The sequence below is a fragment of the Mesorhizobium sp. M0664 genome (genome assembly GCF_040320565.1).
Lineage (GTDB): Bacteria > Pseudomonadota > Alphaproteobacteria > Rhizobiales > Rhizobiaceae > Mesorhizobium.
Genome location: NZ_JAMYPW010000003.1, coordinates 250,530 through 267,086, shown reverse-complemented (window position 1 = coordinate 267,086; position 16,557 = coordinate 250,530). Strand labels below are relative to the sequence as shown.

General features: G+C 61.7%; 15 protein-coding genes. 12 read left to right on the top strand and 3 right to left on the bottom strand.

The window, feature by feature from the left end; translation table 11 throughout:
• Window positions 1-194: 194 nt before the first annotated feature.
• On the top strand, window positions 195-344 hold the full coding sequence (locus tag NKI39_RS06780) for a hypothetical protein (RefSeq protein WP_352539573.1): 150 nt from the start codon (window positions 195-197) through the stop codon (window positions 342-344).
• Here the strand turns inward: NKI39_RS06780 and NKI39_RS06775 are convergent.
• Window positions 341-745, bottom strand: coding sequence for a metalloregulator ArsR/SmtB family transcription factor (locus tag NKI39_RS06775; RefSeq protein WP_352539574.1), 405 nt, complete (start codon window positions 743-745; stop codon window positions 341-343). The two genes, NKI39_RS06780 and NKI39_RS06775, sit on opposite strands and share 4 nt — an antisense overlap.
• 186 nt (window positions 746-931) lie before the next feature.
• Between NKI39_RS06775 and NKI39_RS06770 the strand changes: the two genes are divergently transcribed.
• The 8 genes from NKI39_RS06770 to NKI39_RS06735 all read left to right on the top strand — a co-directional run bounded on the left by NKI39_RS06770 (window position 932) and on the right by NKI39_RS06735 (window position 10,133).
• Window positions 932-1,888: an acyl-CoA desaturase gene (locus NKI39_RS06770; protein ID WP_352539575.1), complete on the top strand. Its 957-nt coding sequence runs from the start codon at window positions 932-934 to the stop codon at window positions 1,886-1,888.
• Window positions 1,889-2,019: 131 nt separating this feature from the next.
• Window positions 2,020-2,616 carry a LysE family translocator gene (locus NKI39_RS06765; RefSeq protein WP_352539576.1) on the top strand — a complete coding sequence of 199 codons (597 nt, stop codon included), beginning with the start codon at window positions 2,020-2,022 and terminating at the stop codon, window positions 2,614-2,616.
• A 168-nt stretch (window positions 2,617-2,784) separates the two neighbouring features.
• The gene (locus tag NKI39_RS06760) at window positions 2,785-4,032 is read left to right on the top strand and encodes an efflux RND transporter periplasmic adaptor subunit (RefSeq protein WP_352501010.1); all 1,248 of its coding nucleotides are present in this window, start codon (window positions 2,785-2,787) and stop codon (window positions 4,030-4,032) included.
• Window positions 4,029-7,187 (top strand): efflux RND transporter permease subunit, encoded by a 3,159-nt coding sequence (locus NKI39_RS06755; protein WP_352831153.1) that lies wholly within the window; start codon window positions 4,029-4,031, stop codon window positions 7,185-7,187. The genes NKI39_RS06760 and NKI39_RS06755 overlap by 4 nt, the downstream gene beginning before the upstream one ends.
• A gap of 56 nt (window positions 7,188-7,243) precedes the next feature.
• Complete coding sequence (gene nthA / locus NKI39_RS06750) at window positions 7,244-7,849, top strand: nitrile hydratase subunit alpha (protein ID WP_352501008.1); 606 nt, start codon at window positions 7,244-7,246, stop codon at window positions 7,847-7,849.
• Window positions 7,846-8,505 carry a nitrile hydratase subunit beta gene (nthB, locus tag NKI39_RS06745; protein WP_352767821.1) on the top strand — a complete coding sequence of 220 codons (660 nt, stop codon included), beginning with the start codon at window positions 7,846-7,848 and terminating at the stop codon, window positions 8,503-8,505. Before nthA ends, nthB begins: the two co-directional genes overlap by 4 nt.
• Window positions 8,506-8,524: 19 nt before the next feature.
• A complete protein-coding gene (locus NKI39_RS06740; RefSeq protein WP_156937343.1) occupies window positions 8,525-8,857 on the top strand; it encodes a nitrile hydratase accessory protein in 333 nt (110 codons plus the stop codon).
• A 148-nt stretch (window positions 8,858-9,005) separates the two neighbouring features.
• A complete protein-coding gene (locus NKI39_RS06735; RefSeq protein WP_023720791.1) occupies window positions 9,006-10,133 on the top strand; it encodes an ATP-dependent DNA helicase in 1,128 nt (375 codons plus the stop codon).
• 19 nt (window positions 10,134-10,152) lie between these two features.
• On the opposite strand, the gene NKI39_RS06730 is transcribed toward NKI39_RS06735, so the two are convergent.
• Window positions 10,153-10,557 (bottom strand): SpoIIAA family protein, encoded by a 405-nt coding sequence (locus tag NKI39_RS06730; RefSeq protein WP_352450052.1) that lies wholly within the window; start codon window positions 10,555-10,557, stop codon window positions 10,153-10,155.
• Window positions 10,558-10,672: 115 nt separating this feature from the next.
• Between NKI39_RS06730 and NKI39_RS06725 the strand changes: the two genes are divergently transcribed.
• From NKI39_RS06725 to NKI39_RS06715, 3 genes are all read left to right on the top strand, one after another.
• Entirely contained in the window at window positions 10,673-11,413 is a 741-nt protein-coding gene (locus tag NKI39_RS06725; RefSeq protein ID WP_352471639.1) for a pyridoxine 5'-phosphate synthase, read from the top strand.
• A gap of 96 nt (window positions 11,414-11,509) precedes the next feature.
• Window positions 11,510-13,423, top strand: coding sequence for a potassium transporter Kup (locus NKI39_RS06720; RefSeq protein ID WP_352815360.1), 1,914 nt, complete (start codon window positions 11,510-11,512; stop codon window positions 13,421-13,423).
• A gap of 158 nt (window positions 13,424-13,581) precedes the next feature.
• Complete coding sequence (locus NKI39_RS06715) at window positions 13,582-15,501, top strand: potassium transporter Kup (protein WP_352450049.1); 1,920 nt, start codon at window positions 13,582-13,584, stop codon at window positions 15,499-15,501.
• 43 nt (window positions 15,502-15,544) lie between these two features.
• Here NKI39_RS06715 and NKI39_RS06710 read toward each other — a convergent pair whose 3' ends face one another.
• Window positions 15,545-16,435: an SDR family oxidoreductase gene (locus NKI39_RS06710; protein ID WP_352831151.1), complete on the bottom strand. Its 891-nt coding sequence runs from the start codon at window positions 16,433-16,435 to the stop codon at window positions 15,545-15,547.
• Between the last annotated feature and the right edge of the window lie 122 nt (window positions 16,436-16,557).

Here is a 16,557-nt window from a genome sequence, read left to right as displayed (position 1 = left end):
CAATGGACCGAGGAGATGTTCGCCCAGGCCTGCGCAACTGGCAGTATCGGCGGCTGCACAAATCGCGGCGCGGGAATTCTCTTGGGTCGGCTTGGGCTAAACAAACTGCTTGCCGCCGGTAGTGCCAATGAATCTTGCCCTTATCGCGCACATTCAAGCTGAGCTGCAATGAGGGCGATGCCTGGGGTTGCACCATGTATGGCAGCGCCCTTCAGCATGGTGAAGGCGTCTCTGCGGACGAAGCCGAGGCGATGGCCGCTTACAAAAAGTCTTGCGAGATCGCTGTGGAATTTGACGCCTGCCGATACGCCAAGGCGCTCATGAAAACGATGCAAAGCCGCTAGGGCTTTTCAGATTTGCGCAACTGCGATCTTTGCGCTGCCTCGCCTCGACCAAGTTCTTTGCTTTCTCTCTTGATAGGGCGCGATACCGGGCAGACATCCTGAACAAATCCATTCAGCGTGTTCACAAGATTGTTCTGGACCAGAGAATAGTGGATGAACTGTCCGTGCCGCTCCTTGGCGATGAGCCCGGCCGTCTCCAGAATGCTCAAATGCTGCGAGATCGACGGCTTCGACATCTCGAAGCGCGCCGCGATCTCGCCCGCCGTTAGGGAAGAGTGCGCAAGATAGGCGAGGATCTTGCGCCGGGGCGCTGAAGATAGCGCTTCAAACACGCGCTGTATCGCGCCATTTGCGTGAGCAGCCGTTTCGGCATCCGCTGCGTGCTCTGCATCTTCGATCACTGTCTGCCACCTTGTGATGCCGAGGCGTTGGCTGCGCCTCGGTCCGCCTTTCTTATTTTCATTTAGACTATTGCCTAAATACCTAATTCACAGTAGTAGACGATTAGCTTACTGCCTAAGTAACGGACGACGCGCCAGAAGGCAAGGCTGTGGTCCGGAAATGTTCATGCAGGAGGAGGGGTACCGATGAAAACCATATCCACGGGCAGAATGATTTCCCAACAGGACAGTGACGCCGAAGACGGCAAAGTCGTGTGGGTGCCGGCAAAGTCGATCTGGGTCGGGGCGATGACGATCGCCGCCATTGTGTTGGGACCGATGACATTTAGCTGGAGTGCCTTCGCCTTATTCGTTGCGACAACGGCGGCGACAATCTGCGCCGGACACTCGGTGGGGATGCACCGTCTGCTCATCCACCGGTCGTTCAAGGTTCATATCTGGGTCGAGCATGCGCTGGTCTACCTTGGCGTGCTCGTCGGCATGGCCGGTCCTTTTGGGATGATCTATGCTCACGATATTCGTGACTGGGCTCAGCGCCAGACCGCATGTCACGATCTCCATGCCCATCGTCGGCCATTTTTCACCGATGCCTTCTGGCAGATGCATTGCGCGGTCGCTTTGCGCAATCCACCCACCTTCGTCATCGAACACTCGATCACGAATGACCGGTTCTACAAGTTCGTCGAGCGCACCTGGATGCTGCAACAACTGCCCTGGGCGATCCTCTTTTTCGCGCTTGGCGGCTGGGATTGGGTGGTATGGGGAATCGCGGTGCGCGTTTCAGTGTCGCTTACCGGGCATTGGTTGGTTGGGCATTTTGCGCACCGAGATGGGGAGCAAGGATGGCGCGTCGACGACGTTGCCGTGCAAGGATACAATTTGCCGCGTTTCGGGCTGGTAACGTTCGGCGAGAGTTTCCACGGCAACCATCACGCGTTTCCCGAGTCTGCACGGCTTGGTCTGGAACACGGACAGATCGATCTCGGCTGGCTATTCATTCAGGTTCTGGCGATCCTGGGTCTGGCGCACAGCGTCAAGATTCCGGAGAATACGCCGAGACGAAAAGGGCTGCGACGCGTGCGCCGTCAGCGCGAAACTGCCCCGAATTCAGATCTATGGTCGGTGCAGCCCTACCGCAGATAGATGTTCTCAGCGGATATTGGCCTAAGATATGAAGGAACGCTTGGGGCGCGTGGACCAACGAATTGCAATTGCACTCAGCACCTCATCGATTTAAGTCAGTATTTCAGTATTATTGATCTTTGCGATCCTCCATGACCTTCGATGCATTCCTTGCTCTGCTGGTTTATGCCTTCGTGACCTCGATCACGCCGGGTCCGAACAATTTCATGCTTTTGGCCTCGGGCGTGAATTTCGGCTTGGTCAAAACCGTGCCACACATGCTCGGCATCGGCATCGGCTTCCTCGTGCTGTTGCTTGCCGTAGGCTTCGGGCTTGGCGCCGTGTTGACGGCCTTTCCGGTCCTGCATACCGGGTTGAAGATCGCCGGCGGCCTCTACTTGCTTTATCTCGCCTCGAAGATCGCCATGTCGCGCTCGCTCGGCGGCGAAGACAAGACGAAGGGCCAGCCGATGCGCTTCATCGAGGCTGCGGCATTCCAGTGGGTCAATCCCAAGGCCTGGGTGATGGCGATTACAGCCATGGCCGTCTATACCAGTCCGGAACGCCCGTTTGTGTCGGTGGTGCTGATCGCAGCCGCTTTCGCCGTCGTCATGCTGCCGAGCATTTCGACCTGGGCCGGTTTCGGCATGGCGCTGCGCGGCTTTCTGGCGGATGCGGTGCGGCTCAAATGGTTCAACATCGTCATGGGTGTGATGCTTGCGGCGACGCTGTGGCCGATGCTGCGTTAGCTGCCGTTCTATTGTGCACTGCACATTAAATCTTCGTAATGACGGGTTTTGGCCCTTTTTCGCCTTCGGCATCCTCTATTATCTGGCAAAAGCGCGGCAAGAGGCTGCGAGTTGAGCTAGACTACGGCCACCGGATAGCGGCGTGTCGGATCGAGAGGTCTTTTGTCGATGCGCGGAAAGATCGTATTAGCGGTGATCGCTGCAGCCTGCGTTGCCGCGGCGTGGCTCTATCTTTCGCCCAGCGCAATGAGCGGTCTTCAGCAGATGCTGTCGGCGAAGCAGACGGCGACGGCGGACAAGCCCGCTGCAGCGGCAAATGCCGCGCGTACGACTTCGGTGGTTGCCGCCACCGCTACGACGGCCGATTTCCCGGTCCGGCGCTATGCCATCGGCTTTGTGTCCTCTCCTGCCGTGGTCAGCATCAACGCGCGGGTCTCGAGCCAGATCGTCGCAATCGCGGTCAAGGACGGACAGATGGTGAAGGCCGGCGACCTTCTTTTCTCGCTGGACGATCGCTCGTTGAAGGCGCAACTGGCACGCGATCAGGCGACGCTCGCAAAAGACCAGGCGCTGCTTGCCAGCGCCACGGCCGATCTTCAGCGCGCCAAAAATCTCGTCGCCAGGCAGGCCGGAACACAGCAGACCTACGATCAGGCCGTCGCGGCACAGAAATCCGCCGCGGCCACCGTCGACGCCGACAAGGCAACGATCGATGCGGACCAAATCCAGCTTGGCTTCGCCACGATCAGGGCGCCGATCTCCGGCAGGCTTGGCGCAGTCAGCGTCGCCGTCGGCGATCTCGTCACCACCAGCAACGGCAGCAGCACGTCGACTCCACTGGTGACGATCACGCAGGTCGACCCGCTGCAGGTGAACTTCAATCTCCCCGAAAGCGATCTTGCCTTGCTGCACAAGGCGCTGGCAGCGCCGCGGCAAGGTGCGGTGACGCTGACCAAGGACGGCGACCCGAAGCCGGTCGGCAAGGGAACGCTGGATTTCGTCGATTCCAGCGTAGACACGGCGTCCGGCACGATCGCAACGCGGGCCAGTGTGCCCAACGCCGATCTTTCGCTATGGCCGGGCCAATACGTCAACGTCGTGCTCGATGCCGGCATCATGCCACAAATGACGTCCGTTCCGACGGTCGCCGTCCAGCCCAGCCAGAAGGGCCCGTTCGTCTATGTAATCAAGCCGGACAACACCGTTGAAATGCGGCCCGTGCAGGTCGCGCTGACAGAAGGCACCAACACCGCAATCAGCCAAGGATTGAAAAGCGGCGAGCGTGTCGTCGTCGAGGGTCAGACCAAACTGAAGAACGGCGCGGCGGTGCGCGAAGGCAAGGCTTCGACCGGCACAGGCGATCGGGCGGCTCCGAAGGTTGCCGAGGCTGACCGGACGGGCGGAACACAGCCATGATTTCCGAATTCTGCATCCGCAGGCCCGTCGCCACGCTGCTCATGTCGTTCGCCCTGGTTCTGGGCGGACTATTTGCTTACAAATTCCTGCCGGTCGCGGCGCTGCCAAGCGCCGAATTTCCGGTTGTCAACGTCTCGGCCTCGCTGCCCGGGGCTTCGCCGGAAACCATGGCGACCTCGGTGGCAACGCCTCTGATCAAGCAGTTTGCCACTATCGCTGGCATCGATTCGATCTCGACGACCAACTCGCTCGGCTCGACCTCGATCGCCATTCAGTTCGTACTCAACCGCGACATCGATGCAGCCGCCGCCGACGTGCAGGCAGCGATCGCACGTACGCAACGACAATTGCCGCCGGAGATGACCAGCCCGCCGAGCTACCGCAAGGTCAATCCAGCCGACGCGCCGATCCTGTTGATGTCGCTGGTCAGCGACACAATTCCGCTGACTGATCTCGACGCGTTTGCCGAGAATGTGATTTCGCCGTCGCTGTCGACGATTGACGGCGTTGCGCAGGTGTCGATCTACGGGCAGCAGAAATATGCCGTGCGCGTCCAGATCGATCCGACGGCGCTCGCCGCACGCGGCATCTCGATCGACCAGCTGCAGACGGCCATTGCCTCGGCCAACAGCAACACGCCGCTCGGCGTGCTCAAGAACAACAAACAGCAGCTGACGATCACCGCGAACACGCAGCTGAACGATGCGGCGGGATTCTCCAACATCATCATCGCCACCAAGAACGGCCATCCGGTGCGGCTCGGCGAGGTGACCCGCGTCATCGATTCGGTCGAGACCACGACGACGGCAAGCTGGTATGACGGCACCCGCGCCATCATTATGGCGGTGCAGCGCCAGCCGGATGCCAATACCGTCGACGTCGTCGACCGCGTCAAGGCGATGCTGCCTTCCTTCGACGATCAGATGCCGGCAGCGGCGAGCATCCAGTTGCTAAACGACCGCTCGACATCGGTCCGCGAGGCGGTCGATGACGTGCAGTTCACGCTCCTGCTCACCATCGCGCTGGTGGTGATGGTGATCTTCCTGTTCCTGCGCCGAGTGACGGCGACGGTCATTCCGGCGGTGGCGGTACCGATTTCGCTCATCGCCACGCTGGGTGTAATGTACCTGTTCGGCTTTTCCATCGACAACGTCTCATTGATGGGGCTGACGCTGGCGGTCGGCCTTGTCGTCGACGATGCAATCGTCATGCTCGAAAACATTTTCCGCCATATGGAGGAGGACGGGCTCTCGGCCCTCGAGGCGTCACTCAAGGGCGCGCGCGAGATCGGCTTCACCATCATCTCGATCTCGATCTCGCTGGTCGCCGTGTTCATTCCGGTGCTTTTGATGGGCGGCGTGATCGGGCGCATCTTCAACGAATTCGCGGTGGTGGTGACGGTCGCCATCCTGGCGTCGATGTTCGTCTCGCTGACGCTGACGCCGATGCTGTGCTCGCGGCTGTTGTCATTATCGAAAGCCGAGCAGAAAGCAGCGCACGGTGAAGGCCATAGACAAAACGTCTTCATGCGGGGCTATGACAGGCTGCTGACATTCTGCCTGCGCCACAATTTCCTTGTCTTCCTTGTCTTCCTCGTGACCGCCGGGCTGTCGGTGTGGCTGATCCAGATTTCGCCGAAGGGCTTCTTCCCGCAGGAGGATATCGGCCAGGTCTCGGTGACGACCATCGCGCGCCAGGACATTTCGTTTGACGCGATGGTGAAGCTGCAGGGGCAAGTGGCGGATGTCTTCACCCATTCGCCCTACGTCGCGCATGTCGGCTGGTCGGCGGGCAGTGGAAATAATGCGCTCAACCAGGGCCAGCTGTTTGTGCAGCTGAAAGACAAGGACCACCGACCGAACATCGACAAGGTGCTTACGGACCTGCGGCGCCAGCTGGCCAATGTGCCCGGCATCGAAACCTACATGCAGCCGGTGCAGAACCTGCGGCTCGGCGCGCGTTCTTCGGCGAGTGCCTACCAGCTTGCCGTTCAGGGCCTCGATACCGGCCTGACGAACGTCTGGGCGCAGAAGCTGACGGACGCGATGGCTGCCGATCATGCCGCCTTCACCGACGTCACCAATGACCTGCAGAACAACGCGCTACAGGCGACGCTGGTGATCGACCGCGACAAGGCGGCGAACCTCGGCGTCGATACCGACACGCTGCGCTCCAGTCTCTACGGCGGTTTCGGCACCCAGCAGGTGTCGACCATCTTCGGTTCGGCCGACAGCTACGACGTGATCATGGAGCTCGATCCGAAGATCGAGTGGTCGCCCGAGCGGATGCTGGCCATCAAGGTGAGAACGGCGAGCGGCAGCCTAGTGCCGCTCGGTGCGTTCGCCCGCGTCGATCGGACCGCCGGTGCTTTGACCGTCAACCAGCTCGGCCAACTTCCGGCAGTGACCATCTCCTACAATCTGCCGCAAGGCGTGGCCCTCGGCGACAGCGTGAGCCACATCAACGCGCTGAAGGACAAGATCGGCATGCCGCCGACGATCTCGACCGCCTTCTCGGGGACGGCCAAGACGTTCCAGGATTCGCTTTCCAACCAGGGGCTGCTGATCGGCGGCGCGATTCTGACCATCTATATCGTTCTCGGCATGCTCTATGAGAGCTTCATCCACCCGCTCACCATCCTGACCGGGCTTCCATCGGCGGTGCTCGGCGCGCTGGTGGCACTGCGGCTGGCGGGGATGGATCTGTCGGTGATCGCGGTGATCGGCATCCTGATGCTGATCGGCATCGTCAAGAAGAACGGCATCATGATGATCGACGTGGCGCTGGAACTCAGGCGCGAGGGGATGTCGCCCGTCGAATCCATCCACAAGGCCTGCCTGATGCGCTTTCGGCCGATCATGATGACCACGCTTGCCGCGCTGATGGGTACCATCCCGATCGCGCTCGGCACCGGCGCCAGCGCGGAATTGCGCCAGCCTCTCGGCGTGGCGGTGGTCGGCGGTCTTGTCGCCTCGCAGGCACTGACGCTGTTCGTCACACCCGTCATTTACGTCTACATGGAGCATTTTTCCGGCTGGCTGGTCAGGCTGTGGGCGCGGCGCCGGGGCGAGCCGAGCCCGGTCGAAGCGGTCGACCAGCCGTCACTGTTCGACGAGGAGGAAGAACCGGTGCCGCAAAAGGCGGCAGCCGAATAGCGCTGGCCCAAGCCGTGGTGCTTGCGGCCGGGGGTCCGCGATCGTAATTTGACGCCATGCCGCACAATCACGACCACGACAACGAGCTTGATCCCTTTGCGGCGCGGGTGCGCGCGCTGGAGACGATTCTCACCCGCAAAGGCCTGATCGATCCGGCGGCGATCGATGTTATCGTCGACACCTATGAGACTAAGATCGGGCCGCGCAACGGCGCAAAGGTGGTGGCGAAGGCCTGGGTTGATCCCGGGTTTGCCGCATGGCTGAAGCGTGATGCGACGGCGGCAATCGAATCGCTCGGCTACACCGGCCGGCAAGGCGAGCACATGCAGGCGGTGTTCAACACGGCCGACACGCACAACCTCGTCGTCTGCACGCTATGCTCCTGCTATCCGTGGTCGGTGCTCGGCCTGCCGCCGGTCTGGTACAAGGCGCCGCCCTACCGTTCGCGCGCAGTGATCGATCCGCGCGGCGTGCTCGAGGAATTCGGTCTGACCTTGCCGGCGAGGACGACAATCCGGGTGTGGGATTCGACCGCCGAGCTGCGCTATCTGGTGGTGCCGATGCGCCCCCGGGGTACGGAGGGCTGGGATGAGGCAAGGCTCGCCGATCTGGTGACGCGCGATGCCATGATCGGCACGGCGTTGGTGCGGGAACCGGCATGAACGGGCCGCAGGATCTCGGCGGCCAGATGGGTTTCGGGCCGGTCGCGCCCGAACCTGACGAACCCTATTTCCATGCCGATTGGGAAAGGCGGGCGCTGGGCGTGACGTTGTGCGCCGGCGCCATGGGCGCCTGGACCATCGACGAGAGCCGGCACGCGCGGGAATCGCTGCATCCAGCGGATTATTATGCCTCCAGCTACTACCAGATATGGATCAAGGCGCTGGAGGTGCTGCTCAAACGCCATGGTTTCGTCAGCGACCGGGACCTGACTACGGGCGACGCAGTCGACCCGGCAGCGACACCCAAACGGGTGCTGAAGGCTAAGGACGTTCCGGCGGTGCTGGCCAAGGGCGGGCACTGCGACCGGCCTGTCGCCGCGCCTGCGCGGTTCAAGGCGGGCGACCCCGTGCGAACCAAGAACTTTCATCCGACCGGCCACACCAGACTGCCGCGCTATGCACGCGGCAAGCGAGGCGTCGTCGAGGCTGTGCGCGACGGCTTTGTCTTTCCCGACACCAATGCGCACGGCCAGGGCGAAAACCCGCAATGGGTCTATACGGTGGCCTTCACCGGCGGCGAAATCTGGGGCGAGGGCGCCGATCCGACACTTGTCGTGTCGATCGACGCCTGGGAGAGCTACCTTGAGCCGGCGTGAGACGGGCTCAGTTGCCGCCATGCTGCCCGCCGGTGTCGAGGCGCCTGTGTTTGCCGAGCCGTGGCAAGCAGAGGCCTTTGCCATGACGGTAGCACTGCACGACAACGGGCTGTTTTCGTGGAGCGAATGGGCGGATGCTTTGTCGGCAGAGGTGAAGCGGCCGGGCGCCGCGCGCGACGGTCACGATTACTACGAGCACTGGCTGGCAGCGCTGGAAAAGCTGCTTTTGGCCAAGGGCGTTGCCGGAAAGCGCGACGTCGATGCGCTCGCCGCTGCCTGGGAACGCGCCGCGCACGCAACGCCGCATGGCAAGCCGATCCAGCTGGAGAACGATCCACAGCGGGCCGGGTAAGCTGCGGCCGCCCGGCCTTGTTCTCTTTACGTTCCTGTTCGTCACTGATAGCCTGACCCTGTCGCAGCGGCGTGATTGCCGGCGATGAAAATTTGCCGGTGACGGCAGTCACCTTGTCTTTCCCTCGCGAATCCGGTCTGTCGCGCTGATGGAATTCTCTCCTCAACAAGACGAGGCGCTGAAGGCGGTGGCCGGCTGGCTGAAAGCAGGCAAGCCGCAGCTGTTCCGGCTGTTCGGCTATGCCGGCACCGGTAAGACGACGCTGGCGCGCTATTTCGCCGAGCATGTCGACGGCCAGGTGCAGTTCGCCGCGTTTACCGGTAAGGCGGCGCAGGTGCTGCGTTCCAAGGGGGCGGTCAATGCCCGCACCATCCATTCGCTGATCTACCGGCCGAAGGGCGAGGAATCGGTAGCGGACGAGGTGACCGGCAAGACATCGATGTCGCCGACATTTTCGCTCAACCGGCAGAGCCCGATCTCGCGAGCCAAGCTCGTCGTCATCGACGAATGCTCGATGGTCGACGAGCAGCTCGGCCGTGACCTGATGAGCTTCGGCACGCCGATCCTGGTGCTCGGCGATCCCGGCCAGTTGCCGCCAATCTCCGGCGGCGGCTTCTTCACCGACCATGAGCCGGACATTCTGCTCACCGAAATCCATCGCCAAGCGCGAGACAACCCGATCATCCGGCTGGCGCTTGACGTGCGCGAGGGCCGCGAGTTCATGCGCGGCGACTATGGCGCGGCGCAAGTGATCGGCAAGGAAGACGTCACCCAGGAATTGGTGCTGAAGGCGGACCAGGTGCTGGTCGGTACCAACCGTACGCGCCGCCGTTATAACCAGCGGCTGCGCGAGCTGAAGGGGTTCAACGCCGATTATCCGCAAGCCGGCGACAAGCTGGTCTGCCTGCGCAACGATCCGGCCAAGGGACTGCTCAACGGCTCGTTGTGGAAGGTGATGACCTCGTCGCGCGAGACGGTCAAGCCTGGCATCAATCTGCTGGTTTCGCCGGAGGAAGACGACCCGGATCGCGGCGTCGCCAAGATCAAGCTGCTCAAGGCGGCATTCGAAGATCCGGACGCCGACATTCCCTGGCAGCAGAAGAAACGTTTCGACGATTTCGACTATGGCTATGCACTGACCGTGCACAAGGCGCAAGGGTCGCAATGGAACGAGATCGTGCTTTTCGACGAAAGCTGGGCATTCAAGGAAACTCGCCAGCGTTGGCTCTATACCGCTATCACGCGCGCGGCCGAACGGTTGACGATCGTCCGATAGGGCTGTCAGGTCCGTCGTATCAGCGCTGGGCGATCGGTCTGGCGTCAAGCCATTCCCAGGCGGCGGCTTCGTCCTTGGCCTCGAAATGCCGGAGTTCGATAGGCAAAGAGGCAGGCAAAAAGGCTCTTGCCTCCGGTATCCAGTTCGGCTCACCGATCGCCGCGCAGCGGCCGATATGCTCCACGGCATGAGCTATGCCCTGTTCGATCGTCTCGTCCGATACGTCGGCCCAGTCGACACCCTCATGGTCGATCAGGCGCACCAGCACGTCGATCTTCGGATGCAGCGCATAGGCCGCCTCCAGCAATCCGAACAGGTTTTCGGCGTCAGCCGCTGCGACATGGCCGACGACATCGATGGCGAAGAGGTCTTCGCGATCGGTGTCGATGCGGCGAACCGCCGGCACGGCCTCGAGAAAATTCAACAGGGAACTCCTTGCGCTCGATTTCCTTCGCACACCTTGGAACACCTGAAACCCTCTGTCTGTTCCCATTAAAGGCGGTATAGATGCGCGCCAAGATCAGCCTGGAGCCGTGCAAATGCCTGCAAAGCTTTCCGTCAATCTCAATGCGATCGCCATGCTGCGCAACCGGCGCGACCTGCCGTGGCCAAGCGTGACGGGGCTCGGACGCATCGCCCTTGCCGCCGGCGCGCATGGGCTCACGGTGCACCCGCGACCCGACGAGCGGCACACCAGGCATTCCGATCTGCCTGAGATCAGGGCGCTGATCGACGACGAGTTCCCGAATGCGGAATTCAACATCGAGGGCTATCCGACCGAGGAGTTCCTGGCGCTTGTGGAAAAGCATCAGCCCGAGCAGGTGACGCTGGTGCCCGACGACCCGGCGCAGGCGACTTCCGACCATGGCTGGAACTTCGCCGCCGAGGCTGCGTTCCTGACACCGGTCGTCAAGCGCCTGAAGAAGGGAGGCTTTCGCGTGTCGCTGTTTTCGGATCCGGATCCCGCTGGCGTGAACGCCGCTCGCGACACCGGCGCCGATCGGATCGAACTCTATACGGGTCCATACGGCAGCTATCATTCCGATTCGGCAAAAGCGGCGAAGGAATTGGAGAAATTGGGAAAGACGGCGGATGCCGCATTGGCGGCAGGGCTCCAGGTCAACGCCGGGCACGACCTTGTGGTGAGCAATTTGCCGGCGCTGGCCAGGCGCATCCCAGCATTGGCCGAAGTGTCGATCGGACATGGGTTGACAGCCGATGCGTTGGAGTATGGCATGGCCGCAACGGTCAGGCGGTTTCTGAAGGCTTGTGGCTGGTAGAGAAAGGCGAGCCGATAGGCCATGCGTTCCGGGCACGGCAGCGCGTCCTTTCCATCCCGCAGCGTCGAGCGCCGCACGTCTATGGGAGTGTCGTCCATGGCTCTTGCCCACGCCGGTAGCGAGGCAGAACCCATCGAACAATCCAGCCACTCCAAGGCCGAACAGCACAGCACCAGAGTTTTGATGCTGGGCGCGTTGGGCGTGGTTTACGGCGATATCGGCACGAGCCCAATCTACGCGTTTCGGGAAGCGCTGCACGCATCGTCGGGACCGGTAGCGCGCAACGACGTCCTTGGCGTGCTGTCGCTTATCGTCTGGGCGCTGACGATCATCGTCACGATAAAGTACGTCGCTTTCGTGCTCAGAGCCGACAACAAGGGTGAGGGCGGCACGCTGTCGCTGATGGCGCTTGCGCGCAACGCTTATCCAAAGGGAGCCCGGTTCATTCTGGGGATCGGACTTTGCGGCGCGGCGCTGTTTTTCGGCGACGCCATCATAACGCCGGCCATCTCCGTGCTTTCGGCGGTCGAGGGCCTGGAAGTGGTGACCCCGACGCTGGAAACTTATGTTGTTCCGATCACGCTGATCATCCTGGCAATGCTTTTTGCCGTGCAACGCTTTGGCACCGGCAGGGTGGCGGCCGTGTTCGGACCGGTGACGGCAGCGTGGTTCCTGGCGATCGGTGCCGCCGGGGTCTACCATCTGCTGGACGACCCGTCGGTCCTGCTGGCGATCAATCCCTATTACGCGGTCGCTTATCTGGCCAATACGCCCACCGGTGCGTTCGTCACGGTCGGGGCTGTGTTCCTGGCGGTCACCGGGGCCGAAGCCCTTTATGTCGATCTCGGCCATTTCGGCCGCAGGCCAATAGTGCTGGCGTGGTTCTCCGTCGTGTTCCCTTGTCTGCTCCTCAACTATTTCGGACAAGGGGCGTTCGTCCTGGCCAATGGCGGCAAACCCACCAATCCGTTCTTCCAAATGCTGCCTGATTGGGCCCTGATGCCCATGGTTGGCCTGGCGACGGCAGCGACGGTGATCGCCAGCCAGGCGGTGATCTCCGGCGCGTTCTCGCTGACTCGCCAGGCGGTACAGCTCAATCTGCTGCCGCGCATCGAGGTGCAGCATACTTCCGAGATGCAATCCGGCCAGATCTACATGCCGCGGGTCAATCTGGTGGTCGCGCTGGGCGTGATGTTGCTGGTTGTCGGCTTTGGCAGTTCGAGTGCGCTGGCTTCCGCCTATGGCATTTCGGTGACTGGCGAAATGCTTATGACGACCATCCTGCTGTTCGTGGTGATGCGGTTCCGGTGGAAATGGCAGCTTGCACTGGCGGCCGCGCTCACACTGCTGTTCGGCACGATCGATACCGGATTTTTCCTCGCAAACGTCGTCAAGATCCTCGAAGGCGGGTGGGTGTCGATCACGGTCGCCTGCGGCATGGGGCTGATCATGTCCACATGGATACGCGGCACCCGCTATTTGTTCGACAAGACGCGCCGGAACGAGATCCCGCTGGATTTCCTCGCCGGCAATCTGCTGAAGAAGAAGCCGCATCTGGTGTCGGGCACCGCGGTGTTCCTGACCAGCGATCCGCTGAGCGCGCCGACCGCGCTGATGCACAGCCTGAAGCACTACAAGGTGCTGCACGAGCAGAACGTCATCCTTTCGGTGGTGACGGCACCGCAGCCGGTTGTGCCCGACAGCGAGCGCGTCAAGATGGAAATGGTCAACGAGCTGTTCATGCGGGTGACGCTGACCTTCGGCTACATGGAGCAGCCCAACATCCCGCGTGCGCTGGCGATCTGCCGCAAACAGGGCTGGAAGTTCGACATCATGACGACGTCCTTCTTCCTGTCGCGGCGCTCTCTCAAGGCCTCGCCCAATTCCGGCATGCCGGTCTGGCAGGACAAGCTGTTCATCGGGCTGGCGCGCTCGGCGGCCGATGCAACGGAATATTTCCAGATCCCGACCGGACGCGTCGTCGAGATCGGGACGCAGGTGGCTATTTAAAAACGTGTCCGTTGCGACATTCCAGGTGGTCTGCCGATCGGACTGAGTCTGCCAAGTCGTGGAGGGCTCGCAATATCGGGACGGAGCCATTACGTGACGGCACTTGATATTGCAGCGCAGCAAGCGTAGAGCACCGCCCGCTTACCGGAGTGTCGTCCATGGCCCTTACCAATGCTGGTAACGAGGCAGAACCTGTCGAACAATCCAGCCATTCTGAGGTCGAGCAGCACAGCACCAAGGTGCTGATGCTGGGCGCGCTCGGCGTGGTTTACGGCGATATCGGTACCAGCCCGATCTATGCATTTCGCGAGGCGTTGCACGCATCGGCCGGTGGCAACGTCGCCAACCGTGGCGACATCCTCGGTGTGTTGTCGCTGATCATCTGGTCGCTGACGATCACCGTCACCATCAAATACATCATGTTCGTGCTCCGCGCCGACAATCGAGGCGAGGGCGGGGTGCTGTCGCTGATGGCGCTGGCGCGCAACAGCTTCCCGACGCGCTCGGCGGTGATCCTCGGCATCGGCATCGTCGGCGCGGCGCTTTTTTTCGGCGACGCAGTCATCACGCCGGCGATCTCGGTGCTATCGGCGGTCGAAGGTATGAACGTCGTCACGCCGACATTCCAGCCCTATGTGGTGCCACTGACACTGGCCATCCTGGCGATCCTGTTTGCGGTACAGCGATTCGGCACCGGCGGCGTAGGTTTGGTGTTCGGGCCAGTCACCGCGCTGTGGTTCCTGGCCATCGGCCTTTCCGGCATTAACCACATCATCGCCGATCCGGAAATCCTGCTGGCGATCAGCCCGCATTACATCGTGTCGTTCCTGGTCAACTCGCCCGATGTCGCCTTCGTCACGGTTGGTGCGGTCTTCCTCGCCGTCACCGGCGCCGAGGCGCTCTATGCCGACCTCGGCCATTTCGGCCGCAAGCCGATCGTACTCGCCTGGCTGGCAATCGTGTTTCCTTGTCTGTTGCTCAACTATGTCGGGCAAGGCGCCTTCGTGCTGGCAAATGGCGGCGTTGTCGGTCATCCATTCTTCGAGATGAACCAGGGCTGGACGCTTATTCCGATGGTCGTGCTGGCGACGGCGGCGACCGTCATCGCCAGCCAGGCGGTGATCTCCGGCGCTTTTTCGCTGACCAGACAGGCGGTGCAGCTCAATATGCTGCCGCGTTTCGTTATCCAGCATACGTCGGAAAAACAGTCGGGCCAGATCTATCTGCCGCGCATCAACCTGATGCTGGCGCTGGTAGTGATGTTGCTGGTGGTCGGCTTCGGCGAATCCAGCCGCCTGGCCTCGGCCTACGGCATTTCGGTGACCGGCAACATGCTGGTGACGAATGTGCTGCTTTTTGTTGTGATGACGCGCATCTGGAAATGGCCGCTCGGCGTCGCGATCGCCTTGATGGCCGTGTTCGCCTTCGTCGATACCGGCTTCTTTGCCGCCAACATAGTCAAGGTGTTTGAAGGTGGCTGGGCATCGCTTGCCATCGCCGCAGTTATCGTGATGACTATGTGGACCTGGATCCGCGGCAGCCGCTATTTGTTCGACAAGACGCGCCGGAACGAGATCCCGCTGGATTTCCTCGCCGGCAATCTGCTGAAGAAGAAGCCGCATCTGGTGTCGGGCACCGCGGTGTTCCTGACCAGCGACCCGCTGAGCGCGCCGACGGCGCTGATGCACAGCCTCAAGCACTACAAGGTGCTGCACGAGCAGAACGTCATCCTTTCGGTGGTGACTGCGCCGCAGCCTGTCGTGCCCGACAGCGAGCGCGTCAAGATGGAAATGGTCAACGAGCTGTTCATGCGGGTGACGCTGACCTTCGGCTATATGGAGCAGCCCAACATCCCGCGTGCGCTGGCGATCTGCCGCAAACAGGGCTGGAAGTTCGACATCATGACGACGTCCTTCTTCCTGTCGCGGCGCTCTCTCAAGGCCTCGCCCAATTCCGGCATGCCGGTCTGGCAGGACAAGCTGTTCATCGGGCTGGCGCGCACGGCGGCCGATGCGACGGAATATTTCCAGATCCCGACCGGACGCGTCGTCGAGATCGGAACGCAGGTGGCTATCTGAGCAAACGGCCGTGCCCTTCGAAGGGCACCGCCATTTGTCAGGCTCAGCTCACCAGAGCCGCCTTGTTTGCTTCAAGAAATTGCTTCAGCGGCCGCGGCTTCCTGCCGGACAGCGTCTCGATCGCGTCCGTCACCATGCTGATGCGGCCGGAGCGTGTGTTGGTGTCGAAGGAAACGATGACAGGCGCGAAACCTTCGGGGACGCCGGCTGCCTTCAATCCCCCGGTCAGCGCTTCGTCCGAAAGCTGGACGACCTCGATCGGCTTGCCGGTAACTTCGGTGACGAGGGCTGCAATCTCGGCCATCGTGTGGGCCTTGGGGCCGGTCAGCGTGTATGTCGTGCTTTCGGTTCCGCTCGAAGCAAGGCTGGCGGCGATCGCCGCGGCCATGTCGTCGCGCGCGCCATGGGCAATGCGGCCGTCTCCGGCGGATGTGTACCACTGCCCCGACGCGATGGCGTGCGGCAGCGCCATGAACAGGTTCTCCTGATACCAGCCGTTGCGGAAGATGGTGTAGGGGATACCGCTCGCCTTGATCGCCTGCTCGGTGCCGTGGTGATCAGGCGCAAACAGTACCGGCGATCCTGGCTCCGGACTGGGCATCGACGTGTAGAGCAGATGCGAAACGCCGGCGCTTTTTGCTGCGGCGACCGCAGCCTCATGTTGCTTCAGGCGCTTGCCCGGAACGGCGAGCTCGTTTGTCGAAATGATCAGAACCCTGTCCGCACCGGTAAATGCACTGGCCAACGACGTGGCGTCGTCGAAGTCGACTGCCCGGATGGTGACGCCTCGGGCTGCCAGATCGGCCAGATTTTCCGGGTTGCGGGTGGCGGCGATGATGCGCTGAGGGGAGACCTTGAGCGTGTCAAGCAGATGATTAATGACGCCGCGGCCAAGCTGGCCGGAGGCGCCGGTGACGAGAAGGGTGTCGGTCATGAGATGTCCTGACGTTGCGCCGGAGCGGCGGGTGCATATGTTAGTCTCAAAAAGAGACCAGCACTAAAATAGGAATTGACCCATCCTCGTAAAGAAGGCAGTTTTGCGGGAGGTAGGCACAC